The sequence below is a fragment of the Mycobacterium syngnathidarum genome, from assembly GCF_001942625.1.
Classification (GTDB): Bacteria; Actinomycetota; Actinomycetes; order Mycobacteriales; family Mycobacteriaceae; genus Mycobacterium; species Mycobacterium syngnathidarum.
Genome location: NZ_MLCL01000079.1, coordinates 90,849 through 111,875, shown reverse-complemented (window position 1 = coordinate 111,875; position 21,027 = coordinate 90,849). Strand labels below are relative to the sequence as shown.

15 protein-coding genes are annotated in these 21,027 nt (G+C 65.9%); 7 read left to right on the top strand and 8 right to left on the bottom strand.

Annotated elements, in window-relative coordinates; all coding sequences use genetic code 11:
* Window positions 1-11: 11 nt before the first annotated feature.
* Window positions 12-278 carry a hypothetical protein gene (locus tag BKG60_RS22925; protein ID WP_019343449.1) on the bottom strand — a complete coding sequence of 89 codons (267 nt, stop codon included), beginning with the start codon at window positions 276-278 and terminating at the stop codon, window positions 12-14.
* A gap of 285 nt (window positions 279-563) precedes the next feature.
* On the opposite strand from BKG60_RS22925, the gene typA reads away from it, so the two are divergent.
* Together typA and BKG60_RS22915 are read left to right on the top strand one after the other, a co-directional pair.
* Entirely contained in the window at window positions 564-2,465 is a 1,902-nt protein-coding gene (gene typA, locus BKG60_RS22920; protein WP_075910070.1) for a translational GTPase TypA, read from the top strand.
* 189 nt (window positions 2,466-2,654) lie between these two features.
* Entirely contained in the window at window positions 2,655-4,499 is a 1,845-nt protein-coding gene (locus tag BKG60_RS22915; RefSeq protein WP_120765008.1) for an ABC transporter family substrate-binding protein, read from the top strand.
* Window positions 4,500-4,548: 49 nt separating this feature from the next.
* Here the strand turns inward: BKG60_RS22915 and BKG60_RS22910 are convergent, their stop codons facing one another.
* From BKG60_RS22910 to BKG60_RS22895, 4 genes are all read right to left on the bottom strand, one after another.
* On the bottom strand, window positions 4,549-5,781 hold the full coding sequence (locus BKG60_RS22910; RefSeq protein ID WP_075910052.1) for a hypothetical protein: 1,233 nt from the start codon (window positions 5,779-5,781) through the stop codon (window positions 4,549-4,551).
* A gap of 576 nt (window positions 5,782-6,357) precedes the next feature.
* On the bottom strand, window positions 6,358-7,710 hold the full coding sequence (locus BKG60_RS22905; protein ID WP_075910051.1) for a hypothetical protein: 1,353 nt from the start codon (window positions 7,708-7,710) through the stop codon (window positions 6,358-6,360).
* 71 nt (window positions 7,711-7,781) lie between these two features.
* Complete coding sequence (locus BKG60_RS22900) at window positions 7,782-9,071, bottom strand: hypothetical protein (RefSeq protein WP_075910050.1); 1,290 nt, start codon at window positions 9,069-9,071, stop codon at window positions 7,782-7,784.
* Between the two features lie 522 nt (window positions 9,072-9,593).
* Window positions 9,594-10,829, bottom strand: coding sequence for a chloride channel protein (locus BKG60_RS22895; protein WP_075910069.1), 1,236 nt, complete (start codon window positions 10,827-10,829; stop codon window positions 9,594-9,596).
* A 105-nt stretch (window positions 10,830-10,934) separates the two neighbouring features.
* Between BKG60_RS22895 and mshB the strand changes: the two genes are divergently transcribed.
* Both mshB and BKG60_RS22885 read left to right on the top strand, forming a co-directional pair.
* Window positions 10,935-11,792 (top strand): N-acetyl-1-D-myo-inositol-2-amino-2-deoxy-alpha-D-glucopyranoside deacetylase, encoded by an 858-nt coding sequence (gene mshB / locus BKG60_RS22890; RefSeq protein WP_075910049.1) that lies wholly within the window; start codon window positions 10,935-10,937, stop codon window positions 11,790-11,792.
* A 112-nt stretch (window positions 11,793-11,904) separates the two neighbouring features.
* Window positions 11,905-12,327 (top strand): hypothetical protein, encoded by a 423-nt coding sequence (locus BKG60_RS22885; RefSeq protein WP_070188532.1) that lies wholly within the window; start codon window positions 11,905-11,907, stop codon window positions 12,325-12,327.
* Between the two features lies 1 nt (window position 12,328).
* Here the strand turns inward: BKG60_RS22885 and BKG60_RS22880 are convergent, their stop codons facing one another.
* Window positions 12,329-13,831 (bottom strand): hypothetical protein, encoded by a 1,503-nt coding sequence (locus tag BKG60_RS22880; protein WP_131827531.1) that lies wholly within the window; start codon window positions 13,829-13,831, stop codon window positions 12,329-12,331.
* 203 nt (window positions 13,832-14,034) lie between these two features.
* On the opposite strand from BKG60_RS22880, the gene BKG60_RS22875 reads away from it, so the two are divergent.
* Window positions 14,035-16,626 carry a bifunctional FO biosynthesis protein CofGH gene (locus tag BKG60_RS22875; protein WP_070185042.1) on the top strand — a complete coding sequence of 864 codons (2,592 nt, stop codon included), beginning with the start codon at window positions 14,035-14,037 and terminating at the stop codon, window positions 16,624-16,626.
* 76 nt (window positions 16,627-16,702) lie between these two features.
* On the opposite strand, the gene BKG60_RS32855 is transcribed toward BKG60_RS22875, so the two are convergent.
* Window positions 16,703-17,146, bottom strand: coding sequence for an excalibur calcium-binding domain-containing protein (locus BKG60_RS32855; RefSeq protein ID WP_070185032.1), 444 nt, complete (start codon window positions 17,144-17,146; stop codon window positions 16,703-16,705).
* Between the two features lie 181 nt (window positions 17,147-17,327).
* Here BKG60_RS32855 and BKG60_RS22865 point away from each other — a divergent pair, with 181 nt between their 5' ends.
* Together BKG60_RS22865 and BKG60_RS22860 are read left to right on the top strand one after the other, a co-directional pair.
* Entirely contained in the window at window positions 17,328-17,876 is a 549-nt protein-coding gene (locus BKG60_RS22865; RefSeq protein ID WP_070185033.1) for a YceI family protein, read from the top strand.
* A gap of 255 nt (window positions 17,877-18,131) precedes the next feature.
* Complete coding sequence (locus BKG60_RS22860; RefSeq protein ID WP_075910047.1) at window positions 18,132-18,815, top strand: GAF and ANTAR domain-containing protein; 684 nt, start codon at window positions 18,132-18,134, stop codon at window positions 18,813-18,815.
* Between the two features lie 6 nt (window positions 18,816-18,821).
* Here the strand turns inward: BKG60_RS22860 and BKG60_RS22855 are convergent, their stop codons facing one another.
* The gene (locus BKG60_RS22855; RefSeq protein ID WP_120765003.1) at window positions 18,822-20,837 is read right to left on the bottom strand and encodes an NADPH-dependent 2,4-dienoyl-CoA reductase; all 2,016 of its coding nucleotides are present in this window, start codon (window positions 20,835-20,837) and stop codon (window positions 18,822-18,824) included.
* Window positions 20,838-21,027 lie beyond the last annotated feature (190 nt).

Here is a 21,027-nt window from a genome sequence, read left to right as displayed (position 1 = left end):
TCTCGACAGTGTCAGTAGCGCAATCGGTCGTTGACGACCCGCACGGCGTGGCCCGGGTGCTGCGTCGCATACAGCGGGTGCAGCAGCATCGGGTGGCGGCAGTGCGCGCAGGAGGCCTGCGGCTGGTTCGCCGACGCGAAGGTGAGGTGGTGGCATTCGCTGCACCGGACCATGTAGCAGGCCCCGATCCAGTTGGCCATGCCCACATAGATCGCGACCGTGGTCCCCGCAGCGAGCACCATGATCAAAGCGACCGTGAGCGCTTCATAAACCGTCATCCTGGCACCTCCAAGCACGCCCATCGCACGTGACGGATACCTAAAACGGTACGCCCGAACGTCAGGATTTCCTCGCCCGTTTGAAGACCTTGTCCAGTTCTTTGCCGCTCACCCCGTGGTGTTCGGCCTTGCGGACCTTGTGCAGCACCAGAGGGCAGCGTTTGCAGCGCGGCTTGCTCCGGCAGCACTTTTTCTTGGGTTTCAGGCGGGCGATCTTCGCGGACTTCAACGTGACGGGGCTCTCTCGTTTTCGTGATCGACCGGCGTGCCTGCGAGAATGTCGGTGTGGATTCACGCCCGAGCTTTCGCAATGTCGCCATCGTCGCCCACGTCGACCACGGCAAGACGACCCTAGTCGACGCGATGCTGCGACAGTCCGGTGCCTTGACGCACCGCGGCGACGACGCGGTCGAGCGCCTGATGGACTCCGGTGACCTTGAGAAGGAAAAGGGCATCACCATCCTGGCCAAGAACACCGCGGTGCACCGGCACCATGCGGACGGCTCGATGACGGTGATCAACGTCATCGACACTCCAGGTCACGCCGATTTCGGTGGTGAGGTGGAGCGCGGCCTGTCCATGGTCGACGGTGTGGTGCTGCTGGTCGACGCCTCTGAGGGGCCGCTGCCGCAGACCCGGTTCGTGCTGCGCAAGGCCCTGGCCGCGCACCTTCCGGTGATCCTGGTGGTCAACAAGACCGACCGGCCCGACGCCCGCATCGCCGAGGTGGTCGAGGAAAGCCACGACCTGCTGCTCGACGTTGCCTCCGACCTCGACGAGGAAGCCCAGGCGGCCGCCGAGAAGGCGCTGGATCTGCCCACGCTGTACGCCTCGGGCCGGGCCGGCATCGCGTCGACCACACAGCCCGCCAACGGCGAAAACCCCGACGGGGAGAACCTGGACCCGTTGTTCGACGTGCTGATGGAGCACATCCCGCCGCCCTCCGGTGACCCGGAGGCGCCGCTTCAGGCGCTGGTCACCAACCTCGACGCGTCGGCCTTCCTCGGCCGCCTCGCGCTGATCCGTATCTACAACGGCCGGCTCAGGAAGGGGCAGCAGGTCGCCTGGATGCGTGAGGTCGACGGGGCGCCGGTGATCACCAACGCCAAGATCACCGAGCTGTTGGCCACCGAGGGCGTCAACCGTAACCCCACAGAAGAGGCGACCGCTGGAGACATTGTTGCGGTGGCGGGCATAACCGAGATCATGATCGGCGACACCCTGGCCGACCCCGAGCACGCGCACGCGCTGCCGCGCATCACCGTCGACGAGCCCGCCATCTCGGTGACCATCGGCACCAACACCTCGCCGCTGGCCGGGCGGGTGTCCGGGCACAAGCTGACCGCCCGCATGGTCAAGAACCGCCTCGACACCGAGTTGATCGGCAACGTGTCGATCCGGGTCGTCGACATCGGCCGCCCCGACGCCTGGGAGGTGCAGGGCCGCGGCGAGCTGGCGCTGGCCATCCTGGTCGAGCAGATGCGCCGCGAGGGCTTCGAACTGACCGTCGGCAAGCCGCAGGTGGTCACCAAGAACATCGACGGCAAGCTGCACGAGCCGTTCGAAGAGCTGACCATCGACTGCCCCGAGGAGTTCGTCGGAGCCATCACCCAGCTGATGGCCAACCGCAAGGGCCGCATGGAGCAGATGACCAACCACGCGGCCGGTTGGGTGCGGATGGACTTCGTGGTGCCCAGCCGCGGCCTCATCGGCTTCCGCACGGACTTCCTGACCGAGACCCGTGGCACCGGTATCGCCAACGCGGTGTTCGAGGGCTACCGGCCGTGGGCCGGGGAGATCCGTGCCCGCCACACCGGCTCGCTGGTTTCGGACCGGTCCGGTTCGATCACCCCGTTCGCGATGATCCAGCTGTCCGACCGTGGCCAGTTCTTCGTCGAGCCGGGCCAGGATACGTATGAGGGCCAGGTCGTCGGGATCAACCCGCGCGCCGAGGATCTCGACATCAACATCACCCGCGAGAAGAAGCTGACGAACATGCGGTCGTCGACCGCTGACGTCATGGAGACTTTGGCGCGGCCACTGGATCTGGGCCTGGAGCAGGCCATGGAGTTCTGCGCCGAGGACGAGTGCGTGGAGGTGACCCCCGAGGTCGTGCGCGTGCGCAAGGTGGAGCTGACGGCCTCATTGCGGGCACGCGCGAAGGCCCGGGCCAAGGCTCGCGGCTAGTTCTTCGTTTTCTTGGTTTGACTATGCGTCCAGGGCGCGAAGGTGCGAGGAGCAGGTGTCCTGAACGCAGAGTCAATGTCGTTTGCCGCCGGAATGCGGTTGATTCGCAGTGCCGGTGCGCAGCGCCGGCGTCGGGAGAGGCTCGATACCCTGAGTAGCGTGCCGACACCGCTGAGCCGCGCCCGTCTGATGATCGGAGCGCTCGTTTCGGTGCCGGTGCTTCTGTTCAGCGGTTGTACGGTCAGCCCGCCACCGGCCCCGCAGAGCACCGAGACCACTGAGACAACGCCACCGCCTCCGGTCAAGGCGACGCAGATCATCATGGCCATCGATTCGATCGGGCCAGGGTTCAACCCGCACCTGCTGTCGGACCAGTCTCCGGTGAACGCGGCCGTCGCCTCGATGGTGCTACCGAGCTCGTTCCGTCCGGTGCCCGACCCGAAGTCTCCGACAGGTTCGCGCTGGGAGCTCGATCCGACGCTGCTCGAGTCGGCCGAGGTCACCAGTGAGAACCCGTTCACGGTCACCTACAAGATCCGTCCGGAAGCGCAGTGGACCGACAACGCACCCATCGCCGCCGATGACTACTGGTATCTGTGGCAACAAATGGTCAGTCAGCCAGGCGTTGTGGACCCGGGCGGCTATGACCTGATCACCGGTGTGCAATCGGTCGAGGGCGGCAAGCAGGCGGTGGTGACGTTCTCGCAGCCCTACCCGGCGTGGCGGGAGCTGTTCAACGACATCTTGCCGGCCCATATCGTCAAGGACATTCCCGGCGGCTTCGGCGCCGGCCTGGCCCGCGCTATGCCGGTGACCGGTGGGCAGTTCCGGGTGGAAAGCATTGACCCGCAACGTGATGAGATCCTGCTCGCCCGCAACGACCGGTACTGGAGTGCGCCGGCAAAACCTGATCTGGTGTTGTTCCGGCGCGGTGGCGCGCCGGCCGCACTCGCCGACTCCATTCGCAACGGCGACACCCAAGTCGCCCAGGTGCATGGTGGCGCAGCCACTTTCGCGCAGTTGAGTGCGATCCCCGATGTTCGCACCGCCCGGATCGTGACGCCTCGGGTGATGCAGCTGACCCTGCGGGGGCAACAGCCCACTTTGGAGCAGGCCCAGGTGCGCAAGGCGATCCTGGGTCTCATCGATGTCGATCTGCTGGCATCGGTGGGTGCCGGCGACGACAACACGGTGACGCTGGCCCAGGCTCAGGTTCGCTCTCCGTCAGACCCTGGCTATGTGCCGACGGCCCCGCCGGCCATGTCGCGGGCGGCCGCCCTGGATCTCTTGCGCGGCGCCGGCTACGTGATCGAACCGGCGGCCGAGCCGGGCGCGCCGGGTGCGTCTCCGTCCCCCGACAACGGCAGGCAGCGCGTCACCAAAGACGGCAACCCGCTGTCGTTGGTGCTGGGTGTGGCATCCAATGATCCGACGTCGGTGGCGGTGGCCAACACCGCGGCCGATCAACTGCGCAATGTCGGTATCGACGCCTCGGTGCTGGCTTTGGACCCTGTTGCGCTCTACGGCGATGCGCTGACCAACAACCGTGTCGACGCCGTCGTCGGGTGGCGTCAGGCCGGGGGAGACCTGGCCACCAGCCTTGCCTCGCGCTACGGCTGCCGCGCGCTGGAAGCGACCGCCGTCTCCACGACGGTTCCCGGTGTCCCGACGTCACCGTCACCGTCACCGAAGCCGACGACGAGTGCCGCGCCCGCACCGACCACCACCGCAACCTCGACCCAGCCCATCCCGGCGCCCGACTCGGGTGAGTTGGTGCAGGCGCCCAGCAACATCACCGGCATCTGCGACCACAGCATCCAGCCGAAAATCGATGCGGCCCTGGATGGTTCACAGAACATCGCCGAGGTGATCCAGGCGGTCGAGCCCAAACTGTGGAGCATGGCCACGGTGCTGCCGATCTTGCAGGACACCACGATCGTCGCGGCCGGGCCCAGCGTTCAGAACGTCAGCTTGACCGGTGCGGTTCCCGTCGGAATCGTCGGCGACGCGGGCAGCTGGACCAAGGGCAGGTAGACAGACAGTGGGCCCCCTCGTGCGAGGAGGCCCACTGCTTGGCGGTGAATCAGGCTGCGCCGCTTGAGCTGCTCGAGCCCGACGACGACGAGCCGCCGCTGGACTTGGCGTGCTTTCCGGCCTTGGTGCTCTTGCCACCGAGCCCCGCTGCGGCCTTCTTCAGTCCGTCGGTGACGTTCTTGACCGCTCCCTGAACGTCCTCGCGAACCTGCTTGGCCGAAGCGGACCGCTTGGTGGACAGGGTCTTACCGGGTTCTGCCTTGAGGCTGTCCCGCACCACCGGGGCGGTGGCTTTGGAAGGTACGTCCTCATCCGCCGCCGCTGCCGGCGCAGGCGCCGTTTCGGCGCTTTCGGCGGCTTCGGGCACCGCTGCCGGTGCAGGCAGTGCCTTCTCGGCGGTGGGCGCGACGTCGAGCGTCACGACTTTGGCTGCCGATCTCGACGTGGTGTCCGTTGCCGAGACTGCTGCCTCCGTTGCGGGGGGACTGATTGCCGCAGCGATCATCTCGCGCGCCTGCCGCAGGGTGCCCAGCAGGCCGAGGTTGGGACCGAACACGCCGCCGCCGAGCTCATCACCGTTGAGGAACGCGTCCGTGATGACGGCAGGACTACTGAGCATCGTGTTGACGACGCCGAGCGGATCACCTGCGGTGGCAGAGTCGAGGATCTCTTGACCGACGTTGCCTGCGACAGTGAGCGTTCGATACGCGACGTTGAGAGCCCCGAGCAGCGGCATCACCACGGCCAGTTGGGTGTCCACGACATTGAGCACGTTTTGTATCGGCTGCCGGATGGCAGCTGTGATCGGTTCCAGCAGGGGCAGGCCGACTCCTACGACCGGGGTGAGGAATGCGCTCCAGGCATTGGCCACCGCACCGTTGATGTCGCCGCTGAGGAGGTCTGAAAGCGCCGACTGCAACAAGGACGGGATGCTGTAAGGATTCGACGGGTCGAGTGCGTTGCCGAGTGCCACCGCGGAATCCTGCAGTGCCGACCCGAGCGAGACTGCGGTGGCGATCTGGTTGTCGATCACCTGTCGCAGGATCGGAGCGGGGTCGGCCAACTCGTCACCGATCAGCGTCGACACATTGGTGACGGTGTTGGTGAAGAGCTGCATGTAGGCCTGGATCGGATCGGTTGCTGCCGACAGGCTCACTTCAGCCGAAGAGACCGCTGGAACCGTGATGTCCGGCATCGGCGGCGCGACCGGACTTATGGCGATGGCGCTGGCCCCGACCAACGCGACACCGGCGGCGAGATAGGGATGGCCTGCGACTTGCATTGCTTCTCCTCTAGATCAATCCGATCCCCGACGAGGCTGAAGCTACCTGAGAGTAACTTTACAAATTTGTGTTTTTGAAAAGTTGCATTCAATGCTGGGCGCACGGCTAATCTACTGGTGAGCAAAGTGAACTAGCTGGTAGGGCGGCGTAGTTAGGCGTCCTTGAATATTGTTCTGCAACCCAATGCGAGGGAGCAGCTCGCAAGCCGCGAGGTGCTGGCGCCCAAGGGGTGATTGTTCGCTCGATGGGTACGCGGTCGTAGGAAACACGGGTGAACAAGGGTGCTCGGGCGGGCGGGGGGTTTTGCGCCGGAAGGCTCACCGCGGGCGCCACGCGTCGACCTCCGCCGTGTCGGACGGGTGTGGCATGTGTCCGTGAACGACTCGTGGCAGAAAGTTGTTCGGGAGTTGCTGTGTGGTTGTGATGGCAACCAAATGTCGTAGGTTGCCACATTGCCCGACACGGGTGGCAGGCGTGCCCTCGGGCCGCGGAACTGAGTACAGGCTGAGAACTTCCAAAGAAGCCGCAGGCCCTCTCCATCGCATCGATGGAGAGGGCCTGCGGGGTGCGATGGGCTACTTGTCGGAGCTCTTGGCCGAGCCGCTCGAGGTCTTCTTGTCGGCCTTCTTCTGGGTGGCGGGCTTGTCCTTCTTGAGGCCGTCGGTCAGCTTCTTGGCCGCTGACTTGACCTGAGTGCGGACAGCTTTGGCGGAATTGGCCTTTGACTGTCCCCGGGTGGCTTTCGGTGATGCCTTGGTCGACACCTTGGTGGTGGCGGCCTTCGGGGTGCTGCCGCTATCAGCTGCGGTGTCGGCCTTGGCGTCGGCGTCGGCGGACGGCGTGTCGTCTGATGCCGCGTCTTCCACTGCGGCCGTGGGCTCGTGGGCCACCGAAACAGCCTGTGAAGCAGCAGGTGTCGAGCTGATCTCCTCGGTCGGCGCGACATCGAGCGTCACGGTCTTGGCAGTGAGGGCGAGGGTCGAATTCGCCGTGACAGCCTCGGGTGCCGCGTCGAGAGCCGGCGGGGTGCCGAAGAGGTCATCACGGTCTGCGCCGGGCGTCGCGAGTGCGTCGGCGAGACGGGAGAATGTGCTCAGCACCGTCGAGATGGTCCCACCCGTGCCCCAGGCGTCCGGGGCGTTCAGCAGGCCGCCGAAGACGGTGGGGGGCATGCCATCGTCGCTCGCGAGCTCGAATCCGTTGAGCAGGGCACCGGTGATCGTCGCGGGAGAATTCGCCAGCGTGCTGACGAACTCTGCCGGATCACCGTCGTTTGCCGCTGCGACCAGGTTCTCGAGCACGTACCCGCTGGCCGCGGCGGTTCCGGCCAACGGCGCCAGGATTCCGTTCGCCAACAGGGCCGGAACGCCGTCCGGAAGTTTCGTGACCAGGTTCGCGAGGTTGGCGAACGGTTGAGCGACCACCGACCAGGCGCCGGGCGCCCATGGATTCCCCACGAAGTCGATCAGCGGCAGCCCGAGCATCATGAAGCTGCCCGCCGCCGAAGCGAATCCGTTCGCGTAATCCCCGGCCGCGATCTCGTCGGCCGCCTGCCGGAGTGCTCCGGTAAAGCTGAGAATGTAGTCGGGGTCAAACGCGAGGGCGAGGCCGTCGGCGAGCTTCTCGGTCGCTGTGCCCAACACATTCGCGCTGTGGAGTTGGTTGGCGATGACCTGCCGCAGGATCGGGGCGGGATCCGCGAGGACCTGCTCGCCCAGGCCGCCCACGTTCTCGAAGGCGGTCCCGATCACGTCGGCCCACAGCTGCAGGGGGTTGGCCGCGGCGGTGAGGTTCACCGCGGCCGATGAGGCGTCGATCGCGGGAAGATGTAAATCCGGGGCGGGCGGTGCCAGCGGGCTGACGGCGATGGCGCCGGCGCCGGCGAGTGCCACACCTGCGGCCAGGTAGGACCGAGAAACGAGCTGCATTGGATCTCCTTACGGGACTTGAGCGGCAGGCCCCCGGTCTGGTGGAGGGGCCCTGCCGGTGGTGCGGTGGGTTAGTTGTTGTCGGCGCCCTTGGCGGAACCGCGGGACGACTCGGCCTTCTTGGGGGTGCTGGGCTTGTCCTTCTTGAGGCCGTCGGTCAGCTTCTTGACCGTGGATTTGACCTGGGCGCGGACTGTCTTGGCGGAGTTCGCCTTCGACTGCCCCTTGGCGGCCTTGGGGGAGGCTTTCATCGACAGCTTCGTCGAGGCTTTGGCGTTGGCGGTGGCATCCGAAGCGTCGGCTTCAGGTGCGGTGGCAGTCCCGGTTTCGACGCCAGAAGTAGTGTCGGCGTTGCTCACTGGAGTCGATTCGGGTTGTTCGGCCTTCGGCGCCGCGACTTCGATCGCAGCGGGGGCCGGGGCGGCCAGCGCCTTGGCAGTCGGGATGGTGACATCCGGTGGGGTGAACGGCTTGGGCTTGAGTTGTTTGAGGGCGTCGACGAAGGTGTCCTCGATGTAGTTGCCCATCGAGATCGTCGCATCGGTTTGACGGATCACGCTCGTGGCGAAGTCGGCGATGCCGTGCTGCACGGCATTGACGACCTTGGTCGGATCGCCGGTGGCGACGGCGTTCGCGACGTCCTGGGCCCCGACGAGTGCCTGCTTCAGAATGGCTCTCGGCTCACCGTCCAGGTCATACCCGACGCCGACCGTTGCGGCAGCCAGCCCGATCACCAACCCGAGTGTGCTCTCCGATACAGCGTTGATGAGCGGCTGCGGGACGTTGAGTACGTGCCCGATGGCGTTGATCTCGGGGGACACCGCGAAGATCAAGATGTTGATGATGGGCTGCATCCCGTCCAGCACGAGGCCGTCGAGGGCGCCACCGGCGTCACCGGCGGCGATCTTGGCAGCCGCCGCCTCGAGGCCGGCCGGCAGGCCGGCGGCCAACTCGCTCAGCGCTTCACTGAGAGCAGTCCCGGCCGCAGACGTGGTTTCCCCGAGCGCGGTCAGGTTGGGGCCGAACTCCTGGGCCGTGATGACCACTCCCGCGAGGGCCTGCGCAATGGCATAAACCGGGGGCGTGGTCAGGAACGCCTGGTATCCGCCGACCGCGTTGTCGACGAGCTGCCGCGGGATCGGGGCAGGGTTGGTGGTCTGGCGTTCGATGATGTTGCTGATCAGCGTCTGCGTCGCGGCGGCCACTGGCTCGAATACGGTCACCGGGTTGTCGATGGCCGCCGTGAGAGCCACCGGTACGTGCACCTCCGGGACAGTTGGCGCCATGGGGCTGACTGCGATGGCGCTGGCACCGACGAGTGCCACCCCCGCGGCCAGGTATGACCGAGCGACGAGTTGCATGGGATCTCCTTACGGCGACGTAACTAAGGTCGGCGCAGAAGTTACCCCAAAGTAAGTTCGGTTGTCTGCAAAGTTTCTTAACTAGTTTTCAGGTCGCAGTAACCCGTAGCCTGCTCCGCAAATAAACTCTGGGTATCTGCAATATTGCTGGTAGTACGCATTTTGCGAGGTGAGACCCATAGGTTGCGAGACCCGCGGTAGCGATATTGAGCGCTGTGATAGATCAGCTGTAGCAAATATATGACTGGAGATGTCAATTGATTGCCAGCGAAGGTGTCCGGGGCAAACGCGATTGGGTTACCCAGCGGTAATGTTTCGGTGATGCCGGCACGGGAGTTAGCGTGCGCACACTGGACACGTAGGTGTGATCTGTAAAACAACCAGCGCGGGGATGAGGCGCCGACCACTAATGAGACCGGTGGTCCCGGTATTCGCACCGTGCTTGCGTTGGCAACTAAGTGGCAGCCTCGGTCAGTTCCGAAAACTACGGATTTCGTTGCCCGCGGTTTGCCCTGGTGTCGCTCATTCGACCATCACCTCGTCGCGCCGCTCCGCCGCCGATTGCAGCCCGTGAGCGGCCAGTGCGGCGGCAAGGAATGGCAGCAACACCCACAGCGGCGGCCGCGCCAACTCCCACACGAACAACGCGGCCCATATCGGGGCGCGCTGCGTCACCGCAAGCACTCCGGCCGCACAGGTCAGTGAGACCGCAGCGACGCTGACGGGTCGAATGTCCAAGGTGTTGATCGACAGAGCGATGAGCGATCCCAGCGCCGCGCCGGTCGCCAACGCCGGCGTGAGCATGCCGCCCACCGCGCCGGCTCGCAGGAACAGTGCCGTGAGGACGGGCTTCAAGAGCAGGATCACCGCGGCAGATCCGAGCGTCATACCGCTGGCGAGACTGACCGTCAGGATGCTCTTGCCATTGCCCGGCAGCTCTGGCCACCACACCGAACCGATACCGACGAGCAGACCGGCCGTGGCAATGCCCGGAATGATCAGCCATGACGTGGGGGTGACCGTGGGCCGCGCCGACGCCATGATCCGGTTGAAAGCCGTGCCCACCGCGAACGCCAGCGGCGCCAGTACCAACGCGAAACCGGTCAGAAAGTACGACAGGCTGGGGTCCGGCCACTCCAGCGGAGCCCGAACATGTGTCACGGGTGCCGCGACCGCGACCGCCAACGCCGAAGTGATCAACGCGGCCCCGACGGCCCGTGGGTGGCAGGTGTGCATCATGATCCGGATCGCGAACAAGGCCCCGCCGATCGGCACGCTGTACACCGCACCCAGGCCGGCCCCCGCGGCGCAGGCGAGCAGAATCTCGCGGTCGTGGGGTGTGAGTGCCCACCGCGAGGTGCCGACGTCCCCGAGTACCGCGGCAACTTGGCGGGGTGCGCCCTCACGACCCAGGGATGCGCCCGAACCCACCACCAGAACCTGTAGCGCCGCGTCGAGCGTCATCGAAACCCGAGGGATGGCACGGTGATTCGAGATGGTCGAGGCCAACGCAGGCACCTCATGGTGACGTCGCAGAATCCACCAGCCGAACCCGGCCAGCGCGCCGCCGATCATCGGGCCGACGGCCCGGCGCACCGGGCTGCTGCCGGTGACCCCATCGAGCAGTGAGCCGAACGTGAACGCGTAGGTGAGGTGTTCGATGAAATGCAGGAGAACTGTCGTCGCCATGCCCGCCAGGCCCGCCAACAACCCGACGATGACGATGCTGCAGCCGAACTCAAGCTCACGGCGGGTCACGGTGTGAATGTATGCGCGATACCCGGATTCGTCAGCGTTGTGCGTCAAAGCCGGTGACGTAGGTCTTCTCGCGCCACCGTCGGTCCCCGGCTATCGTCGGTCACGATGCCCAGTGAAACGCCCCGTCTGCTATTCGTCCACGCCCATCCGGACGACGAAACCCTCACGACCGGTGCCACGATCGCGCATTACGCCGCGCTGGGCGCCGATGTGCACGTGGTGACGTGCACCCTCGGTGAAGAGGGAGAGGTCATCGGGGACCGCTACGCGCGGTTGGGCGTAGACCACGCCGATCAACTCGGCGGGTATCGGATCAGCGAACTGACGAAGGCGCTGAGCGCGCTCGGTATCGGTGCGCCGCAGTTCCTCGGCGGGCCCGGCCGCTGGCGCGACTCGGGCATGGAAGGTTCACCGCAGCGTAAGCAACAACGATTCATCGATGCCGATTTCGACGAGGCGGTCGGCGAACTGGTGCAGATCATCGAGAAGCTACGACCGCACGTCGTGGTCACCTACGACCCCGACGGCGGGTACGGGCATCCTGACCACAAACAGGCTCACCGCGTCACCACTGCGGCCGTCGCGGCGGCCGGCTGGAAAGTCCCGAAGTTCTATTGGACGGTGATGGCGAGTTCTGCGATGCGCGCCGGCCTGCAGGGCCTGCGGGACGTTCCCGAGGAGTGGATCCGGATCGACGTGGGCGATGTCCCGTTCGGGTACGCCGACGACAAGATCGATGCTGTCGTCGACGCCGCCGCCCAGCTGCCGGCCAAGGTTGCCGCGATGCGCGCGCACGCCACCCAGGTCACCGTGGATCCGGACGGCACCGCATTCGCGCTGTCGAACAATCTCGCCCTGCCGCTGCTCGGTGAGGAGCACTACGTGCTTGTCTCGGGCGACGCGGGGGAGCGCGACCAGCGTGGGTGGGAAACCGACCTGCTGACCGGACTGAATCTGCAATAGCCGAAACTGGACGCGGTAAGCTCCGGTGAATCAGAGGCGTCGAAGGGACATTCATGGACCCCGATCTGGATCCGAACCTGCAGCACTGGCAGGACCGCGCGGACAACTTCCAGTGGGTGGTGGGTTCGCTTGTCGGTCTGCTCGACAGCATCCCGACCTGACCCCGCCCTCGGACCTCGTGCTGGGTCGCATCGTCCTGGCACTGCTCGCGGTTGACGGCGTCATTTCGGCCGTCGTAGGTGCACTCCTGCTGCCGTCATATATCGGATCGATCCCATTTCCGGTGAGCGCACTGGCTGCCGGAGCACTTAACACCGCTCTTGTGTGGGCTGCCACGTACTGGACCGATTCCATACGGATAGCGGCGCTGCCGCTGTGGACCTGGCTGGCGGCCGTCGTGGCGATGACATTCGGTGGGCCGGGCAGCGACCTCATTTTCGCCGGCCCTGGGCTGATGGCGTATGGCTCGCTGATATTCATCGCCGCCGGCGCGTTACCACCGGCGGCGATGCTGCGACGGCATTACCGCCGCTGACCTACTTCTTGTCTTTCTTGGTGCCCTTCTTGGCGCTGCCCGACTTGCCCTTGTCTGCCGACTGGCTCCCGGCGGCCGTAGATGCCTTCTCGTTGGCCTTGGGTGTGGCCTTGGTCTTGGGCTTCGGGGTCAGATTCCGCACCGTGTTCCTGACCGCGTCGCGCGTGTCATCACTGGCCTTCCTCGATGCGGTGACTGCCTCTTCGACCCCTGCCTGCACCCGTGTCCGCACTCGGGCCGCACGGTCTTTCGCGCGGTCCTGCGCGGCGCCTGCGACAGTGTCGACATCCCCGGCCGGCGTCTCTGCCGGAGTCTCGGTCGGCGCGGGCGTGGACACCAACGACGCACGCGCCGACGGCGGAACGCTCGTCACCTCCTTGGTGTCGGTGTCGGTGGCCAGGCGGCCGGGGGTGAAGTAGTCGATCTGATTGTCGACGTACTCACCGACCGCATTGAGCGCGTTGCTGCCGTGGCTGGTGATGCTGTTGCCGACGAAGCGGGCTTCGGTGCCGAGCGCCTCGAGAATCCCCTGGTTCTGGGTCAGCACGTCATTGAGGTAGCGATCCGGAACCTGCATCAGATCGGTGGTCAGGTCGACGCCCTGCTGGGACAGCGCGCTGATCAGTGTGTAGTTGATGTCGATCTGCCTGCTGATGAAGTTCAGGCGCAGCGCATCCAACGCGTTCTCGGCGCCGCCCACGACGAAGTCGGCCGCGTTGTGGACGACGTTGTAGGCACCGTCGACCGTGTTCACCGCGACGTTGGTGATGAGGTCTGCCGGCGGCAGCACGACATCGCCGACCAACTCGCGCACACCCGGGAACAGGGCGCCCGGCGCGGCGGCCAACGTCTGAGTGGTGGCCAGCGTGGGGAATGGTGGCGGCAGCGGCGGGAAGATCCAGCCGAAGAAGTAATTGAATTCTTCGACGCCGAAGTTGACGGCTTCGGCGACCGAGGATCCGATCGCGCTGCCGATGCCGTTGATCCAAACCCCGAGATTCAGCGGATTGTTGACGATGGGAACGATCGCGTCGTAGAACACGGCGTTGGCGATCGGCTCAATCAGGTAGTTGTAGAAGATGCCGATCTGGTCGCCGATCAAACCGGCGAACGGCACCCCCCAGCCGCCCAGCCAGTAGGCAATGTCCTGTGCGTATTCCACGCCCCAGTCGACCCAGGCCTGGATGAACTGGTAGCCCGAGGTCAACCAATCGCTCGCCGCGTTCTGGACGCCGACCTCGCCCGTCGTCGCGGCGGCGGGCGCAAATCCCAGCGCGGGTGCCGCACCGGTCTGGTCGGGAACCTTGGGTGTCACCGCGGCCGTCATCCGGCTGGCCGCGGCGAGCAGATCGATCATCGCCTGGGTCAGCTGGGGCTCGGCGGAAGTCGGGTGGGCGGGGACGGCGATATCGGCCGGGGCTGCCTGAACGGGGGTGAGGGCGATGGCCGTGGCGGTGGCCGCGGCAGCACCTGCCACTAGATACGAACGAACACTTGTGGACATCGCAACTCCTTCGGTATCCCCTTTCCCGACGGGATCAACTTACGCGGTCGGCGAGGCGATCGTCGCACCTTTAAGTTGTGTGTCCACTAAGGGCGCCGCACTGCGGAAACCCACTGGGGTTACTGTGGCCGGTATGCCGGGCGGATTGGTTTCAGAATGTGAGACGCGTGGATGATCGTGCACAACGACGGGGTTACACGAAAGTGGCTCTAAACCCCCAGCACGGCGCTGATCTGCCCACCCCGGCCGTCCCACCGAGATCCACGGCGCCCAGCACGCCGACCAGTTCGGCGGCCCTGCGGCGCGTGCTGCGCCGGGCCCGTGACGGCGTGACGCTCAATGTCGACGAGGCCGCCATCGCCCTGACCGCCCGTGGCGCAGATTTGACTGATCTGTGTTCCAGCGCCGCCCGGGTGCGGGACGCGGGTCTGGAATCGGCCGGCCGGCGTGGTTCCGCCGGCCGGTTGCCGGTCAGCTACTCGCGCAAGGTGTTCATCCCGGTGACGCATCTGTGCCGCGACACTTGCCACTACTGCACGTTCGTCACCGTGCCCGGCAAGCTGCGCGCACAGGGCATGGGCATGTATATGGAGCCCGACGAGATCCTCGACGTGGCGCGCCAAGGTGCCGAGCTGGGTTGTAAGGAGGCTCTGTTCACCCTTGGCGACCGCCCTGAGGAGCGCTGGGACGATGCCCGCCGATGGCTCGATGAGCGGGGCTATGACTCCACGCTGGACTACGTGCGGGCCATGGCGATCCGGGTGCTCGAAGAGACCGGTCTGCTGCCGCACCTGAACCCAGGCGTGATGAGCTGGTCGGAGCTCTCCCGGCTCAAGCCTGTCGCTCCTTCGATGGGCATGATGCTGGAGACCACGTCACGGCGTCTGTTCGAGGTCAAGGGCGAGGCCCATTACGGCAGCCCGGACAAGGATCCGGCGGTTCGGTTGCGCACCCTGGACGACGCCGGCCGTTTGTCGATCCCGTTCACCACGGGACTGCTGGTCGGTATCGGCGAGACGCTGACCGAGCGTGCCGAGACGATGCACGCAATCCGTAAGTCTCACAAGGAGTTCGGGCACGTTCAGGAAGTTATCGTGCAGAACTTCCGGGCCAAGGATCACACCGCGATGGCGTCGAGCCCGGATGCCGGGATCGACGATTTCATCGCGACGATCGCGGTGACGCGCCTGGTGCTGGGGCCCAAGATGCGTATTCAGGCGCCGCCGAACCTGGTGTCGCGGCAGGAATGCCTGGCCCTGATCGGTGCCGGTGTCGACGATTGGGGCGGGGTGTCACCGCTGACCCCCGATCACGTCAACCCGGAGCGGCCGTGGCCGGCACTGGACGATCTGGCCGACGTCACCGCGCAGGCCGGCTACGACCTGGTGCAGCGGCTGACCGCTCAACCGCAGTACGTGCAAGCCGGCGCTGCCTGGATCGATCCGCGGGTGCGCGGGCACGTCGATGCGCTGGCCGACCCTGACACGGGGTTCGCGCTCGACGTCATCCCGGTCGGGCGGCCGTGGCAGGAACCCGACGAAGCATCAGAATCGTTGGGCCGCATCGATCTGCACACCGCGATCGACTCGGAGGGCCGGCTCACCGATACCCGTAGCGACCTCGACAGTGCGTTCGGGGACTGGGAGTCGATTCGCGCCAAGGTGCACGAGCTCGCCGCCCGGGCCCCCGAACGCATCGACACCGATGTGCTGGCCGCGCTGCGCTCGGCCGAACGCGATCCGGGTGGCTGCAGCGACGACGAGTACCTCGCGTTGGCCACTGCCGACGGTCCGGCGCTGGAAGCTGTTGCCGCCCTGGCGGATTCGTTGCGTCGCGATACCGTCGGCGACGACGTCACGTTCGTCGTCAATCGCAACATCAACTTCACCAACATCTGCTACACCGGCTGCCGGTTCTGCGCCTTCGCGCAGCGCAAGGGCGACGCCGACGCCTACTCGCTGTCCACCGACGAGGTCGCCGACCGGGCCTGGGAGGCCCACGTCGCCGGTGCCACCGAAGTGTGCATGCAGGGCGGCATCGACCCGGAGCTTCCCGTCACCGGCTATGCCGATCTGGTCCGGGCGGTCAAGGCGCGGGTGCCGTCGATGCACGTGCATGCCTTCAGCCCCATGGAGATCGCCAATGGTGTCACCCGCAGCGGGCTGTCGGTTCGGGAGTGGTTGACCAGCCTGCGTGAGGCCGGCCTGGACACCATCCCGGGTACGGCCGCCGAGATCCTCGACGACGAGGTCCGCTGGGTCCTGACCAAGGGCAAGCTGCCGACCTCGGAATGGATCAACGTGGTCACCACCGCGCACGAGGTGGGGCTGCGCTCGTCGTCGACGATGATGTACGGCCACGTCGACACCCCCAAGCACTGGGTCGGGCACTTGAACGTGTTGCGCGGAATCCAGGACCGCACGGGCGGTTTCACCGAGTTCGTGCCGCTGCCGTTCGTGCATCAGTCCTCACCGCTCTATCTGGCCGGCGGCGCGCGTCCCGGACCGACACACCGCGACAACCGTGCCGTGCACGCATTGGCCCGGATCATGTTGCACGGCAGGATCCCGTCGATCCAGACGTCCTGGGTGAAGCTCGGCGTGGAGCGCACGCAGGTGATGCTGCGCGGCGGCGCCAATGACCTGGGCGGCACGTTGATGGAGGAGACCATCTCCCGGATGGCCGGCTCGGAGAACGGCTCAGCCAAGACCGTGGCCGAACTTGTCGCGATCGCCGAAGGTATCGGCCGCCCGGCCCGTCAGCGCACCACGGACTACTCGCCACTCGCGGCTTGAGCAGGCACCGCGAGCGTAACGAGAGTGCGTTTACGCGCGTCAGGCAGTTCACATCGTGCCCGTCGCCGGCCATGCCCTAATCCATCAACCGACCGCTGAGAATCTCGCATGACAGGCTCGCGGCATCGCCGATGACCGGATCGGCTCCGATCATCTGGTCGCCGACACCGGAACTGAACAACGTCGCTTTGCCACCGCAGTGCGACCCGGTTTGCAGGGTGCCCGCAGAACCGGATGGTGCGGTGATGTCGATGCAGTTGGCGCCGGTCCAGATGACCACGGTGGTGTAGTCGCTGCCGGAAGCCGAGCCTGCGCCGGAAACTGAGCCGCCTCCGGTCTCGCAGGCGACCCCGTCGCCGTCGCGGTCGAGTTTCGAGCTGTACCCGGGCTGCCCGGCGTAGATGGGCGCGGCACCCGCGGCGCGGGCCGCAGCGCAATTCGGGTAGGCGCCGGCGACGGGCGCCGCGAGTAGTGAGCTTGTTGCTGCGGCAGACGTCAGGATGAGGGCGAGTAGGCGCATACCAGCGGTTTCCCATCTTGTAATTGACTGCAACGAAAATTGCTGATCCCAGCATGATGCGCCGCCGGTTTCAAGATCGAGAAGAAATTCGCGAGAAATCGGGAATTCAATCGGACCACGGTCCGGTTAGTGCTTGGTGAAGGTGCCGGACCGCCCGGCGCTCGAACCAAGGAGAGACACCATGACCGTCGCAGTAGCCACCGACCTGACCGCGGGTACCTGGGCCATCGACCCCGTGCATTCCTCGATCAACTTTTCGGTCCGTCACCTGATGGTGAGCAAGGTCCGTGGCAGCTTCGAGACGTTCAGCGGCGCCGTCGTCGTTGCCGAGGACGGAACCCCCTCGGTCAGCGCCACCATCGACGTCACCTCGATCGACACCCGCAACGAGCAGCGCGACGCCCACGTGCGCTCCGCAGACTTCTTCGACGCCGAGAACTACCCGTCCGCCACCTTCGTGTCGACCGGCGTGCATCCCGACGGTGACGACTACATCGTCGACGGCGACTTCACCCTCAAGGGCGTGACCAAGCCGGTTTCACTCAAGCTCGAGTTCAACGGTGTCAACCCGGGCATGGGCCAGGGCCCGGTGGCCGGCTTCGAAGCCTCGGTTGTGTTGAACCGCAAGGATTTCGGCATCGACATCGACATGCCGCTGGAGACCGGCGGCACCGTCGTGGGCGACAAGGTCACCATCACGCTCGAGATCGAGGCCGTCAAGCAGGCCTGACTCACCCCACCCGTGACATGGAGGAGTGGCGCCGGGCCGCCGGCGCCACTCCTGCGTGACGGCGGTGCGCTCTGTTTCCGGGCCACCGTGAACAGGCGGCCCCGTCGGCTCGAGGTCTGAACCGGCGAGACCTGGGCGACGGCCATGGTCGACCATGGCCGTCGCCTGCTACACCAGATTGCCCCTCCAAATCAGCCATAAACGTCCGCCCGAAACGTCGTGTGGAACCCGGCGTCGGCGGGCATCCTGGCAAGGATGGTGGAGCTACCGCGCCACGAGTTGGCCGTGCGCATGGCAGACCTCGCGCGCGCACTCGCGGCTCCGCGCACCGTCGAGGAGATACTCGCCGACGTCACCAAGGCGGCCACCGAGCTCATCCCGGGCGTGGACACCGCGGGGATCTTGCTCGTCGGTGACGGCGGTAGGTGGGACTCGCTCGCGGGCACCAGCGAGCTGCCGTATCGGCTCGACGAACTGCAGGTGACCTACCAGGAAGGCCCGTGCATGGAGGCAGCTCTCGGCGACACCGTGGTCCGCACCGACGATTTCCGTGAGGAACCCCGTTGGCCGAGGTATTCGAAGGTCGCAGCCGAGATCGGTGTGCTGAGCGGGTTGTCTTTCAAGCTATATACGGCTGAACGGACGGCCGGTGCGCTGAACCTGTTCGGTTTCCAGCCGAGGGCCTGGGACAGTGAAGCCGAGACCATCGGCACGGTACTGGCGGCGCACGCCGCGGCGGCACTGTTGGCAAGTAGACACTCCGACCAGCTGACGTCGGCGCTGACCACGCGGGACCGGATCGGCCAGGCCAAGGGCATCATCATGGAGCGCTACCACGTCGACGACGTGCAAGCCTTCGAGATGCTCAGGCGGTTGTCGCAGGACAGCAACACGAAGCTTGTCGAAATCGCCCGGCAGGTGATCGACTCTCGCGGCTAGTTGCGCTTACAGGCGCGCGGCCAACTCCGTGCCCTGCTTGATCGCACGTTTGGCATCGAGTTCGGCTGCTATGGCAGCGCCACCGATGATGTGCGGCTCGATCCCGGCGCCGTGCAGGGCATCTTCGAGATCGCGCACCGATTCCTGCCCAGCACAGATCACCACGTTGTCGACGGGAAGAACTCGCCGATCACGGTGCTCGGAACCGAAGCTGATGTGCAGGCCGTCGTCATCGATGAGTTCGTAGTTGACCCCGGAAAGCTGATGTACGCCTTTGGCTTTCAGTGATGCTCGGCGCACCCAGCCGCTGGTCTTGCCGAGGTTGCGGCCCTGCGCGCCCTTGGTGCGCTGCAGCAGGTACACCTCGCGGACGGCCGGGGCGGGCAGTGCAGTGGTGAGTGCGCCGCGTGCTTCCTGCGGGTCGGCGGCACCCCATTCGGCCTTCCACTCCTTGAGGTTGAGTGTCGGTGATTGGTCAGTCGTCAGGAATTCGCTGACGTCAAAACCGATTCCGCCGGCACCGATCACCGCCACAGACTTGCCCACAGGCGCACCCGTGATGGCCTGGGCATAGGTGAGGACCTTCGGATGGTCGATCCCCGGGATGGCAGGCAGTCGCGGCGTGACCCCGCTGGCCAGCACCACATCGTCGAAACCGGCCAGCTCATTCACCCCGGCCCGGACCCCCAAGCGCACGTCGACCCCGAGCTTGTCGAGCATGGTGGTGTAGTACCGGATGGTCTGGTTGAACTCTTCCTTACCGGGAATCCTTCTGGCCAAGTCGAATTGGCCGCCGATGGCCGACCCGGCCTCGAACAGGGTCACCCGGTGCCCACGCTGCGCGGCGCTGACCGCTGCCGACAACCCGGCCGGTCCGGCCCCGACGACGGCGACCGAGCGGGCGCGGCGGGTGGGGCTCAGCACCAGGGAGGTCTCGCGTCCGGCGCGCGGGTTGAGCAGGCACGACACCTTCTTGTGTACGAAAGCGTGGTCGAGGCAGGCCTGGTTGCAGGCGATGCAGGTGTTGATCTCGTCGACGCGTTCCTCGGCAGCTTTGCGCACCCAGTCCGGGTCACTGAGGAAAGGCCGGGCCATCGAGATCAACTGCACATGCGTATCGGCCAGGGTCTGCTCGGCGGTCTGCGGCATGTTGATCCGGTTGGACGCCACCACCGGGATGGTGAGGTGCTCGGCCACCGCGCTGCTGATGTCGACGAACGCGCTGTTGGGCACCGAGGTGACGATCGTGGGCACCCGGGCCTCGTGCCAGCCGAAGCCCGAGTTGATGATCGTCGCTCCGGCGGCCTCCACTTCCGTTGCCAGTGCGACGATTTCGTCCCAGCTCTGACCGTCCTCGACGTAGTCGGCCATCGACATCCGGTAGCAGATGATGAAGTCGGAGCCCACCGCCTCGCGCACCCGGCGCACGATCTCGACCGGGAAGCGGCGGCGCTTCTCGGGGGTGCCGCCCCATGCGTCGGTGCGTTTGTTGGTGCGCGGCGCCAGGAACTGGTTGAGCAGATAGCCCTCGCTGCCCATGATCTCGACACCGTCATAACCCGCCTCGCGAGCCAGCAGCGCACAGCGGACGAAATCGTCGATGGTGCCCTTCACGTCGCGCAACGCGCGCGGCCGGAAGGGGTTGATGGGAGCCTTGATCGCGGATGCGCTGACCGAAAGTGGGTGGTAGGCATAGCGTCCGGCGTGCAAGATCTGCAGCAGGATCTTGCCGTCTGCCTCGTGTACGGCGCCGGTGATGCGGCGATGGCGGCGGGCCTCGGACGAGGACACGAGTTGGGATGCGAACGGCAGCAGCCAACCGGTCTTGTTCGGTGCATAGCCGCCGGTGATGATGAGCCCGACGCCGCCGCGGGCCCGTTCGGCGAAGTACTCGGCCAGCTTCGCCGTGTCACCGGCGCGATCCTCCAGGCCGGTGTGCATCGAGCCCATCACCACACGGTTGCGCAGTGTGGTGAACCCGAGGTCCAACGGTGACAGAAGGTTCGGATACGCCAGCCCCATGTCGGCAGAGTAGGTGGGACCGACGGTCCTATGCAACTAGTTGAGTGGCGTTGGCGGGGATCAAGTAATCGGCCGTGGCGACTAGGCGAGGTGTATCTGCGACGTTTAGTATCAGTTACTACGCGCCACCCTTAAATGGGTGGTGCGTCAAGTTAGGGCACACTGAGACGAACGTCCAAGTATGGGCAAC